The sequence below is a fragment of the Rhizobium deserti genome (assembly GCF_004358025.1).
Lineage (GTDB): Bacteria > Pseudomonadota > Alphaproteobacteria > Rhizobiales > Rhizobiaceae > Neorhizobium > Neorhizobium deserti.
This window is the reverse complement of the sequence record NZ_SMTL01000001.1, coordinates 1142430-1163540: the sequence shown is the minus strand read 5'-3', so window position 1 is coordinate 1163540 and position 21111 is coordinate 1142430. Positions and strand designations below refer to the sequence as shown.

The 21111-nt window shown below is 61.1% G+C and carries 16 protein-coding genes; 10 read left to right on the top strand and 6 right to left on the bottom strand.

Annotated features, from left to right (window positions below; all coding sequences use genetic code 11):
- Nucleotides 1–2 precede the first annotated feature (2 nt).
- Complete coding sequence (gene ligD, locus E2F50_RS05550; RefSeq protein WP_133315022.1) at nucleotides 3–2546, bottom strand: DNA ligase D; 2544 nt, start codon at nucleotides 2544–2546, stop codon at nucleotides 3–5.
- A gap of 2 nt (nucleotides 2547–2548) precedes the next feature.
- Nucleotides 2549–3427, bottom strand: coding sequence for a non-homologous end joining protein Ku (ku, locus tag E2F50_RS05545; RefSeq protein WP_133315021.1), 879 nt, complete (start codon nucleotides 3425–3427; stop codon nucleotides 2549–2551).
- A 175-nt stretch (nucleotides 3428–3602) separates the two neighbouring features.
- Between ku and E2F50_RS05540 the strand changes: the two genes are divergently transcribed.
- Nucleotides 3603–4109 (top strand): sigma-70 family RNA polymerase sigma factor, encoded by a 507-nt coding sequence (locus E2F50_RS05540; protein WP_245515292.1) that lies wholly within the window; start codon nucleotides 3603–3605, stop codon nucleotides 4107–4109.
- A gap of 87 nt (nucleotides 4110–4196) precedes the next feature.
- Here E2F50_RS05540 and E2F50_RS05535 read toward each other — a convergent pair whose 3' ends face one another.
- Nucleotides 4197–4925 carry a glutathione S-transferase gene (locus E2F50_RS05535; protein WP_133315020.1) on the bottom strand — a complete coding sequence of 243 codons (729 nt, stop codon included), beginning with the start codon at nucleotides 4923–4925 and terminating at the stop codon, nucleotides 4197–4199.
- Between the two features lie 302 nt (nucleotides 4926–5227).
- On the opposite strand from E2F50_RS05535, the gene E2F50_RS05530 reads away from it, so the two are divergent.
- Entirely contained in the window at nucleotides 5228–7570 is a 2343-nt protein-coding gene (locus tag E2F50_RS05530) for a glucose/quinate/shikimate family membrane-bound PQQ-dependent dehydrogenase (RefSeq protein WP_133315019.1), read from the top strand.
- A 58-nt stretch (nucleotides 7571–7628) separates the two neighbouring features.
- Here E2F50_RS05530 and E2F50_RS05525 read toward each other — a convergent pair whose 3' ends face one another.
- A complete protein-coding gene (locus E2F50_RS05525; protein WP_133315018.1) occupies nucleotides 7629–7922 on the bottom strand; it encodes a BON domain-containing protein in 294 nt (97 codons plus the stop codon).
- Nucleotides 7923–7974: 52 nt separating this feature from the next.
- Nucleotides 7975–9912 (bottom strand): hybrid sensor histidine kinase/response regulator, encoded by a 1938-nt coding sequence (locus tag E2F50_RS05520; protein WP_133315017.1) that lies wholly within the window; start codon nucleotides 9910–9912, stop codon nucleotides 7975–7977.
- A gap of 189 nt (nucleotides 9913–10101) precedes the next feature.
- On the opposite strand from E2F50_RS05520, the gene E2F50_RS05515 reads away from it, so the two are divergent.
- Genes E2F50_RS05515 through E2F50_RS05505 form a run of 3 tightly spaced genes read left to right on the top strand, consistent with a single transcriptional unit; the run spans nucleotide 10102 to nucleotide 15094 of the window.
- The gene (locus E2F50_RS05515) at nucleotides 10102–10704 is read left to right on the top strand and encodes a TetR/AcrR family transcriptional regulator (protein WP_133315016.1); all 603 of its coding nucleotides are present in this window, start codon (nucleotides 10102–10104) and stop codon (nucleotides 10702–10704) included.
- Between the two features lie 50 nt (nucleotides 10705–10754).
- On the top strand, nucleotides 10755–11936 hold the full coding sequence (locus E2F50_RS05510; protein ID WP_133315015.1) for an efflux RND transporter periplasmic adaptor subunit: 1182 nt from the start codon (nucleotides 10755–10757) through the stop codon (nucleotides 11934–11936).
- Nucleotides 11933–15094: an efflux RND transporter permease subunit gene (locus E2F50_RS05505; RefSeq protein WP_133315014.1), complete on the top strand. Its 3162-nt coding sequence runs from the start codon at nucleotides 11933–11935 to the stop codon at nucleotides 15092–15094. Before E2F50_RS05510 ends, E2F50_RS05505 begins: the two co-directional genes overlap by 4 nt.
- On the opposite strand, the gene E2F50_RS05500 is transcribed toward E2F50_RS05505, so the two are convergent.
- On the bottom strand, nucleotides 15043–16035 hold the full coding sequence (locus E2F50_RS05500; protein WP_133315013.1) for a LysR family transcriptional regulator: 993 nt from the start codon (nucleotides 16033–16035) through the stop codon (nucleotides 15043–15045). The two genes, E2F50_RS05505 and E2F50_RS05500, sit on opposite strands and share 52 nt — an antisense overlap.
- A gap of 171 nt (nucleotides 16036–16206) precedes the next feature.
- On the opposite strand from E2F50_RS05500, the gene E2F50_RS05495 reads away from it, so the two are divergent.
- From E2F50_RS05495 to E2F50_RS05470, 5 genes are all read left to right on the top strand, one after another.
- A complete protein-coding gene (locus tag E2F50_RS05495) occupies nucleotides 16207–17421 on the top strand; it encodes an ABC transporter substrate-binding protein (RefSeq protein WP_133315012.1) in 1215 nt (404 codons plus the stop codon).
- Nucleotides 17421–18203 (top strand): ABC transporter ATP-binding protein, encoded by a 783-nt coding sequence (locus E2F50_RS05490; protein ID WP_133315011.1) that lies wholly within the window; start codon nucleotides 17421–17423, stop codon nucleotides 18201–18203. The genes E2F50_RS05495 and E2F50_RS05490 overlap by 1 nt, the downstream gene beginning before the upstream one ends.
- On the top strand, nucleotides 18200–18904 hold the full coding sequence (locus tag E2F50_RS05485; RefSeq protein WP_133315010.1) for an ABC transporter ATP-binding protein: 705 nt from the start codon (nucleotides 18200–18202) through the stop codon (nucleotides 18902–18904). The genes E2F50_RS05490 and E2F50_RS05485 overlap by 4 nt, the downstream gene beginning before the upstream one ends.
- Before the next feature lie 313 nt (nucleotides 18905–19217).
- The gene (locus E2F50_RS05475) at nucleotides 19218–20105 is read left to right on the top strand and encodes a branched-chain amino acid ABC transporter permease (protein WP_133315008.1); all 888 of its coding nucleotides are present in this window, start codon (nucleotides 19218–19220) and stop codon (nucleotides 20103–20105) included.
- Complete coding sequence (locus E2F50_RS05470; protein WP_133315007.1) at nucleotides 20098–21105, top strand: branched-chain amino acid ABC transporter permease; 1008 nt, start codon at nucleotides 20098–20100, stop codon at nucleotides 21103–21105. Before E2F50_RS05475 ends, E2F50_RS05470 begins: the two co-directional genes overlap by 8 nt.
- Nucleotides 21106–21111 lie beyond the last annotated feature (6 nt).

Here is a 21111-nt window from a genome sequence, read left to right as displayed (position 1 = left end):
CGTCACTTCTTTTTCTTAAGGTCGAACTTGATCGGTGCTGCAGCCTTGCGGAAGTCGGCCCATGGATCGCTCGCCAGCTGGGCGATGCGGGCCGGCGCATTGATCACGGTAAAATAGTTCGGGCCGATCGCGCCGCCGAGTTCATCCCAGGACAGCGGCATGGAAACCGGAGCGCCGGGCCGCGCTCTCGTGGAATAGGGCGCCACCGCCGTCGCTCCCCTGCCGTTTCGCAGATAGTCGATCAGGATCTTGCCCTTGCGCTTCGACTTGGTGATCGTGGAGACGTATTTGTCGGGATCGTCGCCGGCCATGCCGTCGGCTAACGCCTTCATCGATGCCTTCACCTCGGGCCATTCCGCCTCCGGCTTGACCGGCGCCACCACGTGCAAACCCTTGCCGCCGGATGTCTTGACGAAGCCGACGAGCCCCATGTCCTCGAAGCGCTGCTTCACCTCATGGGCGGCCGCGATGACGGCGGTCCAGGAGACGCCGTCTCCCGGGTCGAGGTCGATATTGACCATGTCCGGCTTTTCCCAATCATCGAGGGTCGAGCCCCAGGGATGGATTTCGAGCGTGGCGCCCTGAACAAGGCCGAGCAGGCCGTCAAAATCCCGGATATAAACGTCCTCTTCCGTCTTATCGGCGGGATCGGGCTTCAGGAGGATGTTCTTGTTCATGCCCTTCCAGCCGTGCTTCTGGAAGAAGAGCGGTTTTGTGATGCCGTCGGGGCCGCGCACCAGAGACAGCGGCCGGTTGACGATAAAGGGCGCCATCAGCCGCCAGACCTGCGCATAATAATCGGCAAGCCCTTCCTTGGTAACGCCGGCATCCGGCCAGTAGACCCGGTCGGGATGGGTCAACGTGACGGTCCGCTGAGGCTGCTTGGCGTCCTCTTTGGTTTCTGCTTCCGCCACGGCACCTTCTCGCACGATCTCCTTGGGATCCTTGTCCTCCCTCAAGCCCCGGAAGGAGGCGTGGCGGATATGCGCATCGGCCATCCAGCCGTGAAATTCGACCTCGGCGACGATCCGCGGCTCCAGAAACACCACGTCCTTCTTCTCGATGCTGGCCAGCTTCTCGTCGAACGGGCTCTTGTCGATGCGGAAGTTATCGAGCTGCTTGAACAGTGACTGGGCTACCGCATTGGAATAGCCCGTGCCGACGCGTCCGGCATGGCGCAGCTTTCCCTTGTCGTAATAGCCCATGACCAGCGAGCCGATCGCATGGCTGTTGACGGAGGAGGGGACATAGCCGGCCACTACGAATTCCTGGCGGGCCGAGCATTTGGATTTTACCCAGTCGCGGCCACGACCGGCGCGGTAGGGCGCATCGGCAATCTTGGAAATGATTCCTTCCAGGCTGAGGCGGCAGGCATGCTTGAGCACGAGACCGCCTTCCTCACCGAAATGTTCGCTATAGCGGAGGGCCGAACCGCTCCCCGCCAGCAGTTTCTCCAGCGCTGCCTTGCGGTCGATCAGCTTGGCGTCGGTCAGGTCATAGCCGTCGAGGTGAAGGAGATCGAAGGCGTAAAAGGTAAAACGGTCGGAGCGGCCTTCGCTGAGATCCTGTTGCAGGAGCGAAAAGTCGGTGGCGCCGGAGCCGGCTTCGATGGCCACTTCGGCATCGATGACCGCATCCTCGAGCTCAAGTTTTTCCAGCTCGGCAACGATGTCGGCGCCGAATTTATGGGTCCAGTCGAGGCCGGTGCGGGTTAGCAGCTTCACTTCGCCCTTTTCGATGCGGGCCTGGAGACGATAGCCGTCCAACTTGATCTCGTGCAGCCAGCGCTTTCCCGATGGCGCGCTCTTGACCAGCGTTGCCAGCTGCGGTTCCACAAAGTCTGGGAGCGGGCTCTTCTGCGCGCCCTTCATCGTATTTGGATGCGCTGCGGAAACGGCTGTCTTGCTTGACTTGTCCGATCCCTTGTCCGATGCCTTGGCCGGCATCTTCCCGGCCTTGGTACTGCGTTTCTTGGCGGGCACCTTGCCCCAGATCTCCTCCAGCGTCTTTCCGGTTTTAACCGAAAGCGGCAGCTCTTCCAAAATGTCCTTGTCGCCTTCCGCGCGGGCAAACTCGTCCTCGCTCTTGATCAGCAGCCAGTTTTCGCGCTTCTCGCCTTCCCGATGGCCCATGCGCACCAGATGCCACCGCCCTTCCAGCTTCTCGCCCTTCAGCTCGAATTCGAGATGACCCTTCTTGTAGGCCTTGTGCAGATCGCCGATCGGCGCCCAGCTGCCGCGGTCCCACAGCATGACGGCGCCCGCGCCGTAATTGCCTTCCGGGATCGTGCCTTCGAACGTGCCATAGTCGAGCGGATGATCTTCCACATGCACGGCCAGCCGCTTTTCTCCGGGAACGAGGCTCGGCCCGCGGGTGACCGCCCAGCTTTTCAGCACACCGTCCATTTCCAACCGGAAATCGTAATGCAGCCGGGTCGCATCGTGCTTCTGGATCACGAAACTGTTGCCGCCGGTCTGGCCCTCGAGGCCCTGCGGTTCCGGGGAGACTTCGAAATTCCGTTTCTGGTTGTAGGTTTCGAGCGCCATGGTCAGCCTGCCTTTTTCTGCGGAGCCGCAGTTTTACGCGATACGGATTTCTTGGCCGAAGCAGATTTGCGGGCCGTCTTCTTGGGCGCGGGCTTGTCTTTGCCACCCGTGCCGCCGGCACTTTGCCTGAGGGCGTCGAGCAGGCTCGATACCTTCTTGGGTTCCGGAGCCGGCTTCTTCTTGATCTTGCGGCCCTCGATCTTGGCACGGATCAGTTCCGCCAGCGCTTCCTCATAGCGGTCGTCGAACTTGGTCGGGTCGAACTCGCCACGTTTGGTGTCGATAATATGCTTGGCGAGGTCGAGCATTTCGCCCTCGATCTCGAAGGTCTTGATGTCGGAGAAGATCTCCTTGGCCGGCCGCACCTCATAATCGTAGTTCAAGGTAGCAGCGATCAGACCGTCTTCGCTCGGGCGGATCAGCAGCGTGCGCAGACGGCGGAACAGGACGGTTTGCGCCAGTGCCGCGACATTCTTTTCCTGCAGCCCCTTACGGATCAGCGCAAAGGCTTCGGCAGAAGCCTTGTCGGCGGGGGCGAGATAATAGGGCTTGTCGAGAAAGGTCGTATCAACGTCGCCGCAGGCGATAAAGGTGTCCAGCTCCAGCGTCTTGTCGCTTTGCGGAACGGCTGCCTTGATCTCGTCGGGCTCCAGGAAGACATATTCGCCGCTCGAGACCTCATATCCTTTGACGATGTCTTCGCTTTCCACTTCCTGGCCGGTATCGGCGTCGACCATCTGGCGGTGGACGCGGTGGCCGGTTTCCCGGTTGACGATGTGAAAACTCACACGATCGGAGGTTGAGGCGGCCGTGTAGAGAGCGACGGGGCAGCTCAGTTCTCCGACCTTGATATAGCCTTTCCAGTTTGCACGCGGTGCCACGACAAAAACTCCGTGAAAGCCTATCAACAGGCGCGGTGGCGTCTTTGTTCCGTCGGCGATTCGAGCATCTAGCAGCAAGATGAATGGGACGTTCATGTTAGCGGAACCAATACCCCGGGGCATGCGTTTGCCACCGTCATTTCCGCCATTGGGACTCAGGGAGAGGTAGGCAACGGTGTCTGAATCACAGTTGAACGGCGATCCTGCACGTGCAGACATAGTGCGGCTCATCCCGGCCCTCCGCGCCTTTGCCCGCACATTTTGCCGCAGTTCCACCGATGCAGACGACCTCGTCCAGGAAACCTTGATGAAGGCGCTTGGCAATCTCGACAAGTTCGAGCCGGGTACCAAGCTGAAGTCGTGGCTCTTCACGATCATGCGCAACACGTTCTACACCCGTTCCAAGGTGCTGGGACGGGAGGCGCCGGGGGTCGAGGAAAACGTGTCCGGCGATACCCCCATGGCGGCTACCCAGGAAATGGCCGTTCGGGCCCGCGAAGTGCAGCGCGCCTTGCAGAAGCTGCCGCCGCATTATCGCGAAGTCCTGACGCTGGTCGCCATCCTCGGCGAAAGCTACGAAGCTGCCGCAGAAATATGCGACTGCGCCGTCGGCACCGTCAAAAGCCGGCTCAACCGGGCCCGGCACCAGATCCTCCAGGAATTGGGCGAAGAGGTGAGATAGCCTCGCTTTCCGGCAGCAGTGGTGCCGGTGACATCTCAGACCTTAGCCGGCGCCTGCCCATAGGCGCCGGCTTTCGTTTGGCCGATGTCACGCCGGATCCTGGTCCAGTTCCGGATAGTGACGGAATATCCCGCTTTCGTTGAAAGCCAGCCGCCGATCCGATTTGAGATAGGACGCGATCCTCGGTCGCTGGCGCACCTGATCACGCAAGGTCGCGACATGCGGATAATTCCGGTCGAAACCCACCATGGCGCGCGGAAAGGCATAGGTCAGTCCCTCGGCTAGCTGGAAGAGGGACAGGTCCACATAACTCAGGCTGCCGCCGATCACATGCCCGCTCTTGACCGGATTGCAATCGATCAAACGGTCGAAGTAACCGATGAATTTCGGGACCCTGTGCTTCAAAAAGGACGTGGTGCGCGCCTTCGCCTCAGGCTTCTGGTCCTCGTAGTAATCGGCGGTACTGATCGGATGATGCGTATCATGCACCTCGGCGATGAAGTCGGAGATCGTCAGCTGCACGCCGTGTGCAAAAACGCGGGTCCGCTCGTCATCTGGGACGAGGTTCATCTTGGGTCCGAGATATTGGAGTATATTGGCCAAGTGCGAAACGACCAGATCCCCGTCCTTCAGGAAGGGTGGGGCGAATGGCATGTCCAAGTAGCCCTGCTTGCCCTGGAGATAGGCCATCATTTTCTGGGCCCCGACGCTGCTGCGGGCCACATCGAGATAATCGGCTCCCGCTTCTTCCAGTGCGAGCCGGATGAACTCGCCCCGGCCCTGAATACCGTCCCAGTAATAAAGTTCGTATGCCATGCCTACTCCGCAAAATCAGAAATCGTCTTTTAAATCGTCATAGAATTTCGCCGGGTTCACCTCGGCATCAGGGTCGTCGCGCGTGCGCAGAAGCGCCGAAGGATGACTTGCCGCAGCCCTCGGGACCCTGTCCACAGCATCTCCGGGTTTTTCTTCGATGCTATCAAACCGGCTCAAACTTGTGACGGTTCCGTAAAATTTTTGGAGGGGGAATGGACCCAGGAACTTTGCGCCTTAGCTTATGTTCAAGCTCGGGCTGGCGGAGGCTCGGCGCGTCGGTTTTTCATCGGAACGGATTCATTATGGCTATTAAGATAACCGCGGTCATCTTCACGCTGATCGGGCTGGCGCTCGCAGTCGGCGGCGGGCAGTTGCTGATGCTCGGCGGCAGTGCCAATTACCTAGTTTGCGGCCTCGCCTTCGTGCTGACCGCCGTGCTGCTTTTCTTAAAGAAGCGGATTGCCCTTCACGTTTATGCAGTGATCGTCATCGTTTCCCTGATCTGGGCAATCTGGGAGGTCGGCTTCGACTGGTGGCAGCTCGGCCCGCGCGGCGGCGTCATCATCGTGCTCGGGCTCTGGCTGCTGACACCGTGGATCCGCAAGCCGCTCGGCTTCCTCAGTCCAAGCGGGATGCGGTATGGAGCAAGCGCCGTTCCGCTGGCTGTCTGCGTGGCGATCTCGATCGCCGTTGCTCTGCTGTCGATGTTCTTCGACCCTTATGATCAAAGCGGTGACCTTCCCTCCCAGTCCGTTGCGGCTGCGCCGCCGCTGGGCGGCAATGTTCCGGATGGCGACTGGCACCAGTATGGCCGGACGCCCTTCGGCCAGCGCTATTCACCGCTCGACCAGATCAAGGTCGACAATGTCGCTAACCTCACCGAAGCCTGGCGCTACCAGACCGGCGATGTAAAGCGGCCGGACGATGTCGGCGAAACTACCTATCAGGTGACGCCGCTCAAAATCGGCAATTCGCTTTATGTCTGCACGCCGCACAACCTGGCCATTGCGCTTGATGCGACGACCGGCAAGGAAAAATGGAAATACGATGCCAATTCGGGGATGAACCCGGATCGGCAGCACCAGACCTGCCGCGGCGTCAGCTATTACAAGGACGTAGCCGCTGCTGCCGGCTCGCCTTGTGCCGAACGCGTCTACCTGCCAACGGCCGATGCACGGCTGATCGCGCTCGATGCCGCCAATGGTCAGGTCTGCACCGGGTTTGCCGATCAGGGCACGCTGCATCTGCAGAGCGGCATGCAGCACAATCCCGCCGGCTATTATTATTCCACGTCGCCGCCGGCCGTCGTCGGCAACAAGATCATCATCGGCGGAGCCGTCAACGACAACTATTCGACGCAGGAGCAGTCCGGCGTCATCCGCGCCTTTGACGTCAACAGCGGTGCGCTGATCTGGAACTGGGATTCCGGTAATCCCGGCCAAACACAGCCGCTCGCACCTGGCCAGACTTATACGACCAATTCGCCGAACAGCTGGTCGGTCTTCAGCGTCGACGAGGAACTGGGTCTTGTCTACGTGCCGCTCGGCAATCAGGTGCCTGATCAGCTCGGCATGAATCGCAGCGAGAATGTCGAGAAATATTCCTCCTCCATCGTCGCGCTCGACATCAATACCGGCGCCGATCGCTGGGTGCGCCAGACGGTGCATCACGACCTTTGGGACATGGACGTGCCGGCCCAGCCGGTTCTGCTGAACATCACCAAGCCGGATAATACCGTGGTTCCGGCCCTGGTTGGGCCGACTAAGCAGGGCGATATCTACGTGCTCGACCGGCGGACGGGCGAGCCAATCCTGCCGGTCACCGAAGAGCCGGCTCCGGGCGGTGCCATTCCGGAAGACCGCACGGCACCCACCCAGCCGACCTCGGCGCTTAGCTTCAAGCCGGAAAAGCTGAAGGAAAGCGACATGTGGGGCGTCACCATGTTCGATCAGATGGTGTGCCGCATCCGTTATTATCAGCACAAATACGAAGGCCGCTACACGCCGCCTTCCTTGCAAGGGTCACTCATCTACCCCGGCAATTTCGGCACGTTCAACTGGGGCAGCGTTGCAGTGGATCCGGAGCGCCAAGTGATGTTCGGCATGCCGACTTATCTCGCTTTCACCTCGCGCCTCGTGCCGCGGGCCGAGATTGCTCCGAAGGGTGAGGGCGAAAAGGGCAGCGAACAGGGCCTCAACCGCAACGAGGGCGCGCCTTATGGCGTTTACATGGGTCCTTTCCTCGGGCCTCTGCAGGTCCCCTGCCAGGCGCCGCCATGGGGTTATGTCGCCGGCGCCGATCTCAGGACCGGTAAGGTCGCATACAAGCATCGCAATGGAACCGTTTATGACATGACGCCGCTGCCGCTGCCATTCAAGGTCGGAGTGCCCGGCATCGGCGGGCCGATGATCACCAAGGGCGGCGTCGCTTTCCTGGGAGCTGCGGTCGACAATTACCTGCGCGCCTATGACCTGACCAATGGCGAGGAATTGTGGAAGACGAGACTTCCGGCTGGCGGCCAGTCGACGCCGATGACCTATGCGGTGGATGACGGACGTCAGTTCGTGGTCATGGTGGCCGGCGGGCATGGCTCGATCGGGACCAAGCCGGGCGACTATATCATCGCCTATACGCTGCCGCGCTAAAGGCAAACGAACAAAAGGAAAAGCCCGGAAGCGTCCTTCGCTTCCGGGCTTTTTTTCGTCAGATGCCGCGTGGTTGCGGCGCGGGCATGGTGGAGCGAAGGCTGTTACGAACTTCCGTCACCCCAGAAACGCTGCGCGCTACTTCTTCGGCGCGAGCCACTTCTTCCAGTTGAAAGACGTTGCCGGCAAGCGTGATCGTCGAGCCGTCGGCGGTGACGGTGACGTCCGTGGCATCTAAGCCGCCAGCCGAGGCAAGCGCGTCCGACACCGCGCCTTCCAGCGCGGCGCTTGGCGGAAATTCGTTTTCCACCTGCGGCAGGGTATCGTGAAAATGTTGGTGTTTGCGAACCATGGCGTCGTTCTCCGGATTTGACACCCGCCAAACGTTTGATCGGCGCCTTTGTTCAGCCGGCGGCGCCGAGAACGGAGGCCATGACCTCCTGCAACTGGTTCTGGGAGAAAGGTTTCGGTAGGCGCGGCAGGCGGTTGTCGCCGCCGGAAGGCAGTTCGGCGTAACCGGTTGCCAGCACCACCGGCAGCTGTGGCCACTGGCTGCGGATCTGGTTCGCCAGTTCCGAGCCGGTCATTCGAGGCATGGAATGATCGGTGATTACCAGGTCGATCTGGTCGTTGCTTTTCAGCATATCCAGCGCTTCCGGGCCGCTATAAGCCTCGATTACCGTATGGCCGAGATCTTCCAGCATCATGGTCGTGTTCATCAAGACGAGCGCATCGTCGTCGACGGCCAGAACCGTGAGGGGCTTGCTCGGCCCGTTGGCTGGCATGGCCGCGGGCTCTTCTGCTTCCGGAACGACGTCGCTGTCGGCGCTTGGCAGGAACAGAGATACTGAGGTTCCCTTGCCCTTGACGCTTTCAACGCGAAGTTTGCCGCCCGACTGCTCCGTCAGGCCCTGGACCATGGACAGGCCGAGCCCGGTGCCCTTGCCGACACCCTTGGTGGTGAAGAAGGGCGTGGTCGCCTGTTCCAGTGTCTCGGCATCCATGCCTTCGCCGGTATCGGTCACCCAAAGCCGCATGTAGCGGCCAGGCTTCAGCCTGTCGCCGGTGCCGTCGGTCAGATATTCCTCCGCGGCAATGGTGATCGTCCCGCCGCTCGGCATGGCGTCTCGGGCATTAACCGCAAGATTCAGTAAAGCCGTCTCCAGCTGGACGGCGTCGGTGACCACCACCGCGTTCGACACTGGAATGGATGTCTCTATCCGTACCGCTGAACCGAGCGAGCGCTGCAGGAAGTCCATTACGCCGTTGACCAGGGCGCCAAGATCGACCGGCTTCATGTTGAGCTCCTGCCGGCGCGAAAATGCCAGCATGCGCTGCGTCAGGGCAGCACCCCTTTCGCCACCCTGAATGGCATTTTCCAGAAGCGGCGTCAGCGCCGGATCGTCCGGCATTCTCTTCTTCAGCATTTCCAGGCTGCCGAGGATGGCCATCAGGAGATTGTTGAAGTCATGGGCGATGCCGCCGGTCAGCTGGCCGATCGCCTCCATCTTCTGGGATTGAAAGAGCTCTTCGCGAGCCTGGGCAAGCGCCTTCTGCGCCTGAACTTTTTCAGTAATGTCGCGGGTGATCTTGGCAAAGCCGATGATCTCGCCTTGGTCATTGCGAATGGCATCGACGATGACATGGGCCAGGAAGCGGGTGCCGTCCTTGCGCTGGCGCCAGCCCTCCTTTTCGAACCGACCGTCGCGCCGTGCCGTGGCCAGTGTCTTGGCGGGCTCTCCCTTTTCCCGGTCTTCATCCGTATAGAATTGGGAGAAATGCTTGCCGACAATTTCATCGGCGAGATATCCCTTGATGCGCTCCGCGCCGGCATTCCAGTTGCTGACATGCCCATCGGGATCCAGCATATAAAGCGCATAATCGGTCACGCCCTGAACGAGGAGCTGGAACTGCTCGTGGCTGCGCTTCAGTTCCGCTTCGGCCGTCTTCCGTTCCGTCAGGTCGCGGGTGACCTTGGCATAGCCCAGCAGGTTTCCGGACTGATCGCGGATCGGATCGACAACCACATGCGCCCAGAAGCGACTGCCATCCTTGCGGACCCGCCATCCCTCGTTCTCGAAGCGACCCTCCGTCAAGGCGCCGCGCAATACACGCTCGGGAAGACCGGCGGCGCGGTCTTCATCCGTATAGAAGCTGGAAAAATGTTGGCCCAAAATCTCCCAGGCTTCGTAGCCCTTGAAGCGCTGGGCCCCCGCATTCCAGCTGGCTATGCGCCCATCGGGGTCTAGCATGTAGATAGCGTAGTCGGTGATAGAGTCGACGAGAAGCCGGTAGCGTTCCTCGTCAAGCAAGGTCACTTCGTAACTTTGCGGCATGCTCATCGAATCGCTCCCCGGCCGTCGCACCCAGTTCAACACGGTTTAATGCATGATAGGGAAGCCGGTTCCAACATCTTTTGCTGTGGTTTTCTTGCAAATATGGGCATGCCGCATTGACTCTCAAGCATAGGAGTCTTACGACTGACGAAATATGAAATTCGTCACACGTCATTACGTGTCTGCGAGGCCCCGATGGATATCCAGGAAAACACAATCGAAACGAGCCGTCAGGAGAACCTGACGCGGATTTTGGATGCCGCCGAGCGCTTGTTCAAGCACTACGGCTATACCAAAACCAACGTGGCCGACATTGCCCGGGATCTCGGCATGTCGCCGGCTAATATCTACCGGTTCTTCTCCTCCAAGTCGGAGATCCATCAGGCGCTTTGCCGCCGTATGCTGTCTGCCAGCTATGAGGTCGCGCGTTCGATCGTCGAGGGTAAGGGCAGCGCCTGCGCACGGCTGATGGAGTTCACGCTTGGCCAGTTCCAGTTCACTCTCGAGACCATGCTGGACGAGAAGAAGGTTCACGAGATGGTGGTTGTCGCCATGGAGCAGAACTGGCCGGTGATCGAGGAGCATATCGAAAAGCTCCGCCTTCTCGTGGAGCGTACAATCACCGAGGGGATCTCGGGCGGTGAATTCCGGGCGCAAGATGCTGCACTTGGCGCCGAAAACTTCATGTCGGCGACCGTCATCCTCTGTCATCCGCAACTGGTTGCCAAATGCCTGGCCGAAACCAGGATCGGCAAGCCTGAAGATCTCGTGAAATTCGCGCTGCACGCCTTGAAGTAGAACCGGTGCCCGCCGGGCGCCAATTTCAACCACCACCGGGAGTGGGGATCATGTTTTTCATTGGCAATGGACGTCTCGCCTTCTTGCCCAAGGGCATGGCTGTCGCGGCCGCTCTGACTGCTCTTACCGCCTGCTCGGAAGAAAAGAAGGCCGAGGCGCCTGAGGTCGTCCGTCCCGTCAAGGTGACTGAGTTGGCTGGCCCGGACAATGGCCGCATGCTTGTTTATTCCGGCTCGGTCAAAGCGCGCACGGAAATGAACCTCGGCTTCCGCGTTGCCGGCAAGATCACCGAGCGTTCGGTGGATATCGGCGACCGCGTTACCCCCGGTGTCGTGCTCGCCCGGCTCGACCCTGCCGATCTGCAGCTGGCGGTGCGCCGCGCCGAGGCGGATCTTTCGGCGGCCGAAAAACAGGCTGAAATCAGCGAACTCGCTTATCGCCGAGCCGAGAGCCTACATTCCAAGAACATCACCTCGCAGTCCGAGCTGGAGCAGGCAAGCCTTGCCCGTGACCAGGCGACGTCCACCCGCCAGTCTGCGGTTTCGGCACTCGAACAGGCCCGCAACCAGGCGGCCTATACGGAGCTGAAGTCGGAGCAAAGCGGCATCGTCACCAGCACCAGCGCCGATATCGGCCAGGTCGTCAGCGCCGGCACGCCAATCGTCACCGTCGCCGTCGACGGCAGCAAGGAAGTGCAGATCGCCGTTCCCGAAATGGATGTGGCGCATTTCAAGCCCGGCAAGACCGTCAAGGCACGCTTCTGGTCGAGTGCCGACCTGGTGCTCGACGGCAAGGTCCGCGAAGTGGCCGGCAGTGCGGATGCCCAGTCGCGCACCTTCTCGATCCGCGTCAGCCTGCCCGAGGACCCGCGCGTGCTTTTAGGCATGACGGCGACGATCGAAGCGACCGCCGACAACTCGGTTCCGGCCTATTCCATTCCGCTTGCCGCACTCGGCAAGAAGGGCGACCAGCCGGTTGTCTGGATCGTCGATCGGAGCAAGGCCACGGTGAGCTCGCGTCCCGTCACCGTTGCCGACTTTTCCGACGATGGCGTGCGTATCTCCAAGGGTCTGTCGACCGGCGATCTCGTCGTCTCGGCCGGCACGCAATTCATGAAGGAAGACATGAAGGTGAGGCTGCCGGAAACCGTCTCGTCGCGGTTCGGCAGCGTCAACAGCCTGACCACTGCGTCCGTCCCCTCCGAGCGCCAGGATGAGGAGCAAAGACCATGAGCTTGCACAACACTCCTTCCGCATCCGGCCCTGAAGACAGGCAGCCGTTCAACCTGTCGCGCTGGGCGATTTCCCATCCCAGCATTGCCCGCTTCCTGTTCGGCCTGATCATCGTCATGGGCGCGCTCGGCGTCATGAACATGGGCCAGAAGGAAGATCCGGATTTCACCTTCCGGGTGATGGTCGTGCAGTCGGTCTGGCCAGGTGCCTCGATCGACGACATGCAGAACCAGGTCGTCAACAAGATCGAGCGCAAGCTACAGGAAACACCCCATCTCGACTGGGTGAAGTCCTATACCCGTGCAGGCGTTTCCATCACCACCATCCAGATCAAGGGCGACACCAATGCCCAGGACGTCGCGGATGCCTTTTATCAGGTACGCAAGAAGGTCGGCGACATCAGCCAAGACCTGCCGTCCGGCCTGCTCGGGCCTTATTTCAACGATGAGTTCGGCGATACCTATATCACGCTGCATTCGATCAGCGGCGAGGGCTACAGCTATCCTGAATTGAAGCAGTTCGCCATTCAGGCGCGCGACATGCTGATCGCCACGCCGGGCGTCGAAAAGGCCGTCATTCTCGGCGACCAGCCGCAGAAGATCTTCATCGACGTTTCCTCCAAGGCACTGGCCGAACGTGGCCTGACCGTCGTCAATATCCAGGATGCGCTGGCCGGGCAGAACGATGTGGATGCCTCCGGCAGCATCGATACGGCCGAGCGTTCGGTGCGCATCTCCGTCGAGGGCGGTGTCACAACGCCGGCGGAAATCCGCGAGCTGCGGCTGCGCGCCGGCAGCAGTGTCATCCGGCTCGGCGACATCGCTACGGTCAAGGAAGGCCTGGAAGATCCTTTCCAGCGCAAGTTCCGCTTCAACGGCCATGACAGCGTCCAGCTCGGCGTGGTGATGGCCAAGGGCTTCAAGGTCACCGATGTCGGCAAGGGAGTCGAGGATACCTACAAGCGCTTCGAAGACACCATACCCGTGGGCGTTTCGGTCGAGCAGGTCTCCAACCAGCCGGAAGTCGTCACCGAAGCGGTCGGCGAATTTACCCAGGCGCTTTTGGAAGCACTGGTGATCGTGCTGGTCGTGTCGCTGATTTCGATTGGCTGGCGCTCCGGTATCGTCATCGCGATTGCCATTCCGTTGGTGCTCGCTGCAACGCTGGCGATCATGTACTACATGAGCATCGACCTGCAGCGCATTTCGCTCGGTGCCCTGATCATCGCGCTGGGCCTTCTGGTCGACGATGCCATGATCGTCGTCGAGATGATGGAGCGCAAGCTGGAAGAGGGGATGGAGCGCCTCGACGCGGCAAGCTTTGCCTATTCCTCCACCGCCTTTCCCATGCTCACCGGCACGCTGATCACCACGGCCGGTTTCATCCCAGTCGGCTTTGCCGCTTCAACGGCCGGCGAATATGTGCGCTCGCTGTTCTACGTAGTCGGCATCGCGCTCGTCACCTCCTGGTTCGTGGCGGTCTATTTCACGCCCTGGCTCGGTTACATGATCCTCAAGCAGCGCGCCCATGCCGGCACCCATCACGATGCTTATGACACGCGCTTCTATCGCGGCGTCGGCCATACGGTCGGCTGGGCGGTGCGCCATAAGGCGATCGTGCTGCTGCTGACGCTCGGCGCGTTTGCCGGCAGCCTGTGGTCCTTCCAGTTCATTCCGCAGAGCTTCTTCCCGCAATCGTCGCGCCCGGAAATCCTGGTCGACATGTGGCTGCCGGAAGGCACGAGCATCAAGGAAGTCGAGCGTCAGGCCAAGGCGCTGGAGCAGAAGATCCTGCCCGATCCGGACAAGAGCTTCGTGGCCACCTATATCGGCGAGGGCGCGCCGCGCTTCTTCCTGCCGCTCGACCAGCAGCTCCGCAATCCGAACTATGCCCAGCTCCTCGTCATGTCGAAGGGCCTGGAAGAGCGCGAGCGGATGATCGTCAAGCTGCGCAAGATCCTGGCCGAAGACTTTCCGACGGTGCGCGGCAAGGTTGACCGTCTCTTCCTCGGCCCGCCGACCGGCTGGGCGGTGCAAATGCGCGTCACCGGCCCGGATCGGGCTGAGGTCCGCCGCATTGCCGATCAGGTCAAGGAACGCTACCAGCAGCAGCCACTGTTCGGCGCCATTCACGACGACTGGATGGAACCGGTGCCGGCCATGAAACTGGTGATCGACCAGGACCGCGCCCGGGCCTTGGGGGTCACTTCGCAGCGGGTTCGGCAGATGCTGCAGACCTCGGTTTCTGGCGCGCCGCTCAGCGATTTTCGCGACGGCGAGGAAACCGTCTCGATCGTCGTGCGCGAACCAGAAGCGACCCGCAGCCTGCTGTCGGCCGTCAACTCGGTCTATATCCCGACCGATTTCGGCGGATTCGTGCCGGCTTCGCAGATCGCCAAGGTCGTGCCGGTTCTCGAACAGGGGATCGAATGGCGGCGCGACCGCCTGCCGACGATCACCGTCAAGGCGACCTTGCCGGATGGCGTAGAGCCGACCCAGGTGTCGATGAACCTCTACAATTCCATGGCTGACTTAAGGGAGAAGCTGCCGGCCGGCTACAATGTCGAGATCCAGGGCGGTGCCGAGGATGCGGCCGAGAGCCAGAACTCGATCGCCGCAAAGGCGCCGATCATGCTGCTCGTCATCCTGCTGCTGCTGATGGTGCAGCTGAAGCATTTCGGCAAGGCCATGCTGGTTCTGTCGACCGGGCCGCTCGGCATCATCGGCGCCGCCATGGCACTGCTGATCACCGGCGCACCGTTCGGCTTCGTGGCGATCCTCGGGGTCATTGCGCTACTCGGCATCATTATCCGCAACTCAATCATCCTCGTCGACCAGATCGACCAGGATATTGCAGCCGGCCATCCGCGTGCCGAGGCGATCGTCGGCGCGGCCGTGCGGCGTTTCCGGCCGATCATGCTGACGGCACTGACCGCCGTCTTGGCCTTGATCCCGATCTCCCGCGGCCTGTTCTGGGGGCCGCTCGCCTATGCGATGATGGGCGGCATCCTGGTCGCGACCGTACTGACCATCCTCGTTCTGCCGGCCGCCTACGCCCTGTTCTTCGGCCGCGAGCCGAAGCAGAAAAAGGATGAGCAAGCCGCCAATCAGGGTGATCTCTTCGCAAGCCGCGAGGATCTGCCGATGGCGGCGGAGTGACGACGCAGCAGGTCGCCTTCCTTTTCGGCTAGATGGGCGCGGAGGAAGGCGTCCTGATTGTTGCGGACCGCTTCGAAAATGTAATCCGCCACCATCCTGACGCGCGGCACATGGCTGAGGTCACGATGGCAGACGAGCCAGTAGTTGCGGCGCAATTCCACCTCGTCCGGCACGACGATCTGCAGCTCCGGATGGGCGCGGGTGATGAAATGCGGCAGAACGCAAAGCCCGAGCCCGTTCAACGTCGCCGTCAGCTGGGCTGAAATGCTGGAACTCTGAAACCGCGCCCGGATGCCGGGGTGCACGTCGCCAAGGTAATCGAGCCCCGGCACGAAGATCATGTCCTCGATATAGCCGATGAAGGGATGATCGAGCAGGTCCTGCCGGCTGGTGATCTCCGGCGCACCCGCCAGATATGATTTGGCGCCATAAACGTTGAGATTGTAGTCGGTCAGCTTTTCGGTGAGGTAGGGACCGTCCTTGGGCGGATCGAGCGAGACGGCGATATCCGCCTCCTTGCGCGACAGCGACATGATCTGCTGGATGGTCACTAATTCCAGCGAGATATTCGGATGGCTGTGGCAGAAGCCATGGATCTTGTCGGCAAAGAAGAAATTGGCAAATCCCTCTGGCGCGCTCAAGCGTACCACGCCGCGCTGCGCCGTCGTGCCGGAGGTGATGTCGGCCTGCAGCCGGTCGGCTTCCGTTTCGATGCGTTCGGCCGTTTCGATGAAGCGTTGGCCGATGGCGGTCAGCACATAACCGCGTGGATTGCGTTCGAAGAGCTTCACCTTGAGGGCGAATTCAAGCCGGTCGATGCGGCGGGACACGGTGGCATGACTGGTCCGTAGCTGCCGCGCCGCCGTCGATAGCTGGCCGCTACGGGCAACGGCCAGAAAATACTGCAGATCGTCCCAGGTGAAATTCGGGTTTGCCGCCAAGCTGTCTCCGTCTGTTCAAAAATGCACAGATACTGTTTGCAATTAATGACGGCTGCCTGCTTGCGTCAACCGCAGTTTTCCTAAACCATAGGCGCTGGGAGAGCTGCTTTGAGGAGAGCGGCTGGCCAATTTTGAACAGATGTTCGGCAAAGTTCTCTGGGAGGGGAAATCATGCACAAGACTATTTTGGCGTCGCTGGCACTCGTTCTTGCAGGCAGCACAGCCTTTGCGCAAACCGCGTCAGGCAGCGCGTCCGACAACAAGGTCAAGATCGGCATCCTGAACGACCAGTCCGGCGTTTATGCCGACTTCGGCGGCAAGTCCTCGGTCGAAGCGGCCAAGATGGCGGTCGAGGATTTCGGCGGCAAGGTTCTTGGCGCAACCGTCGAGATCGTCGATGCCGACCACCAGAACAAGCCGGACATCGCCTCCAACATTGCCCGCCAGTGGTATGATACCCAGCAGGTCGATGCGATCATGGAGCTGACGACGTCGTCCGTGGCGCTGGCGGTTCAGGCCGTTGCCAAGGAAAAGAAGAAAATCGACGTGGTTACCGGTGCGGCAACCACTGACCTGACCGGCAAGGCCTGCAGCCCCTACGGCTTCCACTGGGCATACGACACCCATGCTCTGGCCGTCGGCACGGGCGGCGCTCTTGTCAAGCAGGGCGGTGACAGCTGGTTCTTCCTGACCGCCGACTATGCCTTCGGCTATTCGCTGGAACAGCAGACCGGCGATTACGTGAAGTCAAGCGGCGGCAAGATCCTCGGCTCTGTGCGCCATCCCCTGTCGAGCACGGATTTTTCGTCCTTCCTCCTGCAGGCGCAGTCGTCCGGCGCCAAGGTGATCGGGCTTGCCAATGCCGGTCTCGATACGGCGAACGCTATCAAGCAGGCCTCGGAATTCGGCATTACCCAGGGCGGCCAGAACCTGGCGGCGCTGCTGTTCACGCTGGCCGAAGTGCATGGCCTTGGCCTCGAGGCGGCGCAAGGGCTGACGCTGACCGAAGGCTATTACTGGAACCTCGACGACAAGAGTCGGGAATTCGCCAAGAAGTTTTTTGCACGCACCAAGAAGATGCCGAACATGATCCATTCGGGCACTTATTCGGCCGTGCTTCAATATCTGAAGGCGGTCCAGAAGGCCGGCACGGACGAGACGGAAGCGGTTGCCAAGGCGATGCATGAAATGCCGGTGGACGACTTCTTTGCCCGCGGCGGCACGGTGGGCGCGAATGGCAGGCTGATCCACGACATGTATCTGCTGCAGGTCAAGAAGCCGGCCGAAAGCAAGGAGCCGTGGGACTATTTCAGCGTGCTGGCCACCATTCCCGGCAAGGAAGCCTATATCGACCCCGCCAAGAGCGGCTGCAGCCTGGTGAAGTAATGGCGGTTTCCGCAACATCCATGCAGGAAGAACCGCGGGTGGTCTTGTCCGCCCGCGGCCTCACCAAGAGCTTCGGCGCCTTTGCCGCGGTCAGACAAGTCGATCTCGACGTGCATGACGCGCAGGTGCATGCGCTGATCGGTCCGAATGGTGCTGGCAAGACGACGGTCTTCAACCTGTTGACCAAGTTCCTGCAGCCGACCGCCGGCTCGATCATGCTGATGGGAACGGACATTACCAAGACGCCGCCGGACAAGGTGGCGCGCATGGGGCTCGTGCGCTCCTTCCAGATTTCAGCCGTGTTTCCGCATCTGACCGTGCTCGACAATGTCCGTGTCGCGCTGCAGCGGCCGGGCGGATTGTCGACGCAGTTCTGGCTTCCCATGTCCTCGCTCGACCGGCTAAATGCCCGCGCCGACGAATTGATCGAGCAGGTTGGCCTGAAGCGCGAACGCAATGCGCTGGCCGCCGATCTCTCCTATGGCCGCAAGCGGGTGCTGGAGATCGCCACGACACTGGCGCTTGATCCCAAGGTCCTGCTGCTCGACGAACCGATGGCCGGCATGGGCCAGGAGGATATCGGCACGGTCTCCGGCATCATCCGCGAGGTCGCGAAGACACGGGCCGTGCTGATGGTGGAGCACAATCTTTCCGTCGTTTCCGACATCTGCCACCATGTTACGGTTCTCCAGCGCGGCGAAATCCTGGCAGCCGGCGATTATGCGACGGTTGCCCAGGACGAGCGCGTGCGGCTCGCCTATATGGGGACGGAGGACGCATGACCAAGCCCCTTCTTCAGGTCTCCAACCTGCATGCCTGGTATGGCGAAAGCCATGTTCTTCACGGCGTCGACATGACGGTGGGCGAGGGCGAAACCATCACCATTCTCGGCCGCAACGGCGTCGGCAAGACCACGACGCTGCGCACCATCATGGGCATTATCCGCGAGCGCAAGGGCGAGATCCGCTTTGCGGACAAGGACATGGCGAACGTGCCGCTGCATCGCACCGCGCATGCGGGCCTCGGCTTCGTGCCGGAGGAACGCGGCATTTTCTCCACCCTCACGGTCGAGGAAAACCTGACGCTTCCGCCTGTGGTGGCGAAAGGCGGCATGCCGCTCGATGAGATCTACGACCTTTTCCCCAACCTGAAGGAACGCCGCTCCAGCCCGGGCACCAAGCTTTCCGGCGGCGAGCAGCAAATGCTGGCGATCGCCCGCATCCTGCGCACCGGCGTCAAGCTCCTGATCCTCGACGAGCCCACCGAGGGGCTGGCGCCGGTCATCGTGCAGCGCATCGGTGAGGTGCTGAAGACGCTGAAGGCCCGTGGCATGACGGTGCTGCTGGTGGAGCAGAACTTCCGCTTCGCCAGCCGCGTCGCCGACCGTTTCTACCTGATGGACCACGGCAAGATGGTCGCCGACTTCCCCGTTGGCGAATTGCCGGAACGGATGGACATGCTGCACAAGGTTCTGGGGGTATAGGGATGGGCGAGACTTCCAGTTATGCCTCCGGTGGTTTGGCCATAAACCTATCCTTCGTGATTTCTGTGCTTGTCACAGAAATCCAGTGGCGCCGCGTCTGCGGCGTAAAGGACATCTTTCAGCCCAAGGACCTGGTCTGGCTGGATTCCTGTGACAAGCACAAGAATGACGGACCCTTTGGAGAGAACGGCGGGGTTTCGGTGCAGTCGCCCTTCCGGAAATCCCGTGCGGCACTCAAATCGCGCCTCTTGAGGGGGGGATCCTGCCGCGCCGTCTTTTTCGATTCCAAATCTCCGCAGAGGAGCCTCGCCCGATGACGATGATCTTTGGAATTCCGCTGCAGGCCTTTCTCGGGCAGTTGCTGATCGGGCTGATCAACGGCTCCTTCTATGCGCTGCTCAGCCTCGGGCTTGCCGTCATCTTCGGGCTGCTGCGGGTCATCAACTTTGCCCACGGGGTGCAGTATATGCTGGGCGCTTTCGCAGCCATGCTGATGCTGCAGTACTTTTCCATCAATTACTGGTTTGCGCTGATCCTTGCGCCGCTTGTCGTCGGACTGTTCGGGGCCGTGGTCGAGCGCTTCCTCCTGTCGCGGCTCTACAAGCTGGACCACCTATACGGTCTGCTCTTCACCTTTGGCCTGGCGCTGACGCTCGAAGGCACGTTCCGCTACTTCTACGGCTCGTCCGGACAGCCCTATGCCGTTCCGCCGCAGCTCGCCGGCGGCACCAATCTCGGCTTCATGTTCCTGCCCATCTATCGCGGCTGGGTCGTGGTCATCTCGCTTGCCGCCTGCATCGGCACCTGGCTGCTGATCGAAAAGACCAAGCTCGGCTCTTATCTGCGCGCCGCCACGGAAAATCCGGTTCTGGTGCAGGCCTTCGGCGTCAATGTGCCGATGCTCCTGACGCTGACTTATGCGCTCGGCGCCGGGCTTGCGGCCTTTGCCGGCGTGCTCGCCGCGCCGATCTACCAGGTCTCGCCGCTGATGGGCTCCAACATCATCATCGTCGTCTTCGCGGTGGTCGTGGTCGGCGGCATGGGCTCGATTATGGGCGCCATCCTTACCGGCTACATGCTCGGCATTGCCGAAGGGCTGACCAAGGTCTTCTATCCGGAAGCATCCAACATCGTGATCTTCGTGATCATGGCGATCGTGCTTCTGCTTCGGCCGGCCGGCCTGTTCGGAAGGGATGCCTGACATGACCGAGGTGCTTCACACGACCTCCAAGCTTCCCGCCGAGCGTTCTGCGACCGCCTCCAGGACCTATGCGGCCTTTCTGCTCGTCGGCCTCGTCCTGCTGATCGTGGCGCCCTTGTTCTTCTACCCGATCTTCCTGATGAAGCTCCTGTGCTTCGCGCTGTTTGCCTGCGCCTTCAATCTCCTGCTCGGCTATACCGGCCTCCTGTCCTTCGGCCACGCCACCTTCTTCGGCGGTGCCGCCTATTTCACCGCCCATGCGGTGAAGGAATGGGGCTTGTCGCCGGAGCTCGGCGTGCTCCTCGGCGTCGTCGGAGCAGCAGTGCTTGGGCTGATTATGGGCTTTTTCGCCATCCGCCGGCAGGGCATCTACTTTGCCATGATCACGCTGGCGCTGTCGCAGATGTTCTTCTTCTTCTGCCTGCAGGCGGAATTCACCCAGGGCGAAGACGGCATCCAGTCGGTGCCGCGCGGCTACCTGTTCGGGTTGATCGACCTCAGCCAATCGACCAACATGTATTATTTTGTGCTGGCGGTGTTTCTGATCGGCATGGTGGTGATCTGGCGCTTCATCAATTCTCCCTTCGGGATGATCCTCAAATCAATCCGCGAAAACGAACAGCGCGCCGTCTCGCTCGGTTATTCGGTGGCCCGCTACAAGCTCGGCGCCTTCGTCATGTCGGCGGCGCTGGCGGGACTTGCGGGCGGGGTCAAATCCTTGGTCTTCCAGTTCGCGACCCTGACCGACGTGGCCTGGCAGATGTCGGGCGAAGTGATCCTGATGACACTGCTCGGCGGCATCGGCACGCTGATCGGGCCGATCTTCGGCGCAGGCCTGGTGGTGACGCTGCAGAACTATCTGGCCACGTCGCAATTTCCGGTCACCATCGTCACCGGCGTGGTGTTCATGGTCTGCGTGCTTCTTTTCAGGCGCGGACTGATCGGCGAGTTCTACGCCTCGCGGCTCGGCCGCAAGCTGGGCTTCGAGCACAGGCGCTGATCGGGC

Coding starts and splice junctions, on each gene's coding strand:
- E2F50_RS05525 (WP_133315018.1), bottom strand. CDS start 7,922: ATGGTTCGCAAACACCAACATTTTCACGATACCCTGCCGCAGGTGGAA.
- E2F50_RS05520 (WP_133315017.1), bottom strand. CDS start 9,912: ATGAGCATGCCGCAAAGTTACGAAGTGACCTTGCTTGACGAGGAACGC.
- E2F50_RS05535 (WP_133315020.1), bottom strand. CDS start 4,925: ATGGCATACGAACTTTATTACTGGGACGGTATTCAGGGCCGGGGCGAG.
- E2F50_RS05515 (WP_133315016.1), top strand. CDS start 10,102: ATGGATATCCAGGAAAACACAATCGAAACGAGCCGTCAGGAGAACCTG.
- ligD (WP_133315022.1), bottom strand. CDS start 2,546: ATGGCGCTCGAAACCTACAACCAGAAACGGAATTTCGAAGTCTCCCCG.
- E2F50_RS05510 (WP_133315015.1), top strand. CDS start 10,755: ATGTTTTTCATTGGCAATGGACGTCTCGCCTTCTTGCCCAAGGGCATG.
- E2F50_RS05495 (WP_133315012.1), top strand. CDS start 16,207: ATGCACAAGACTATTTTGGCGTCGCTGGCACTCGTTCTTGCAGGCAGC.
- E2F50_RS05485 (WP_133315010.1), top strand. CDS start 18,200: ATGACCAAGCCCCTTCTTCAGGTCTCCAACCTGCATGCCTGGTATGGC.
- E2F50_RS05475 (WP_133315008.1), top strand. CDS start 19,218: ATGACGATGATCTTTGGAATTCCGCTGCAGGCCTTTCTCGGGCAGTTG.
- E2F50_RS05490 (WP_133315011.1), top strand. CDS start 17,421: ATGGCGGTTTCCGCAACATCCATGCAGGAAGAACCGCGGGTGGTCTTG.
- E2F50_RS05470 (WP_133315007.1), top strand. CDS start 20,098: ATGCCTGACATGACCGAGGTGCTTCACACGACCTCCAAGCTTCCCGCC.
- E2F50_RS05505 (WP_133315014.1), top strand. CDS start 11,933: ATGAGCTTGCACAACACTCCTTCCGCATCCGGCCCTGAAGACAGGCAG.
- E2F50_RS05530 (WP_133315019.1), top strand. CDS start 5,228: ATGGCTATTAAGATAACCGCGGTCATCTTCACGCTGATCGGGCTGGCG.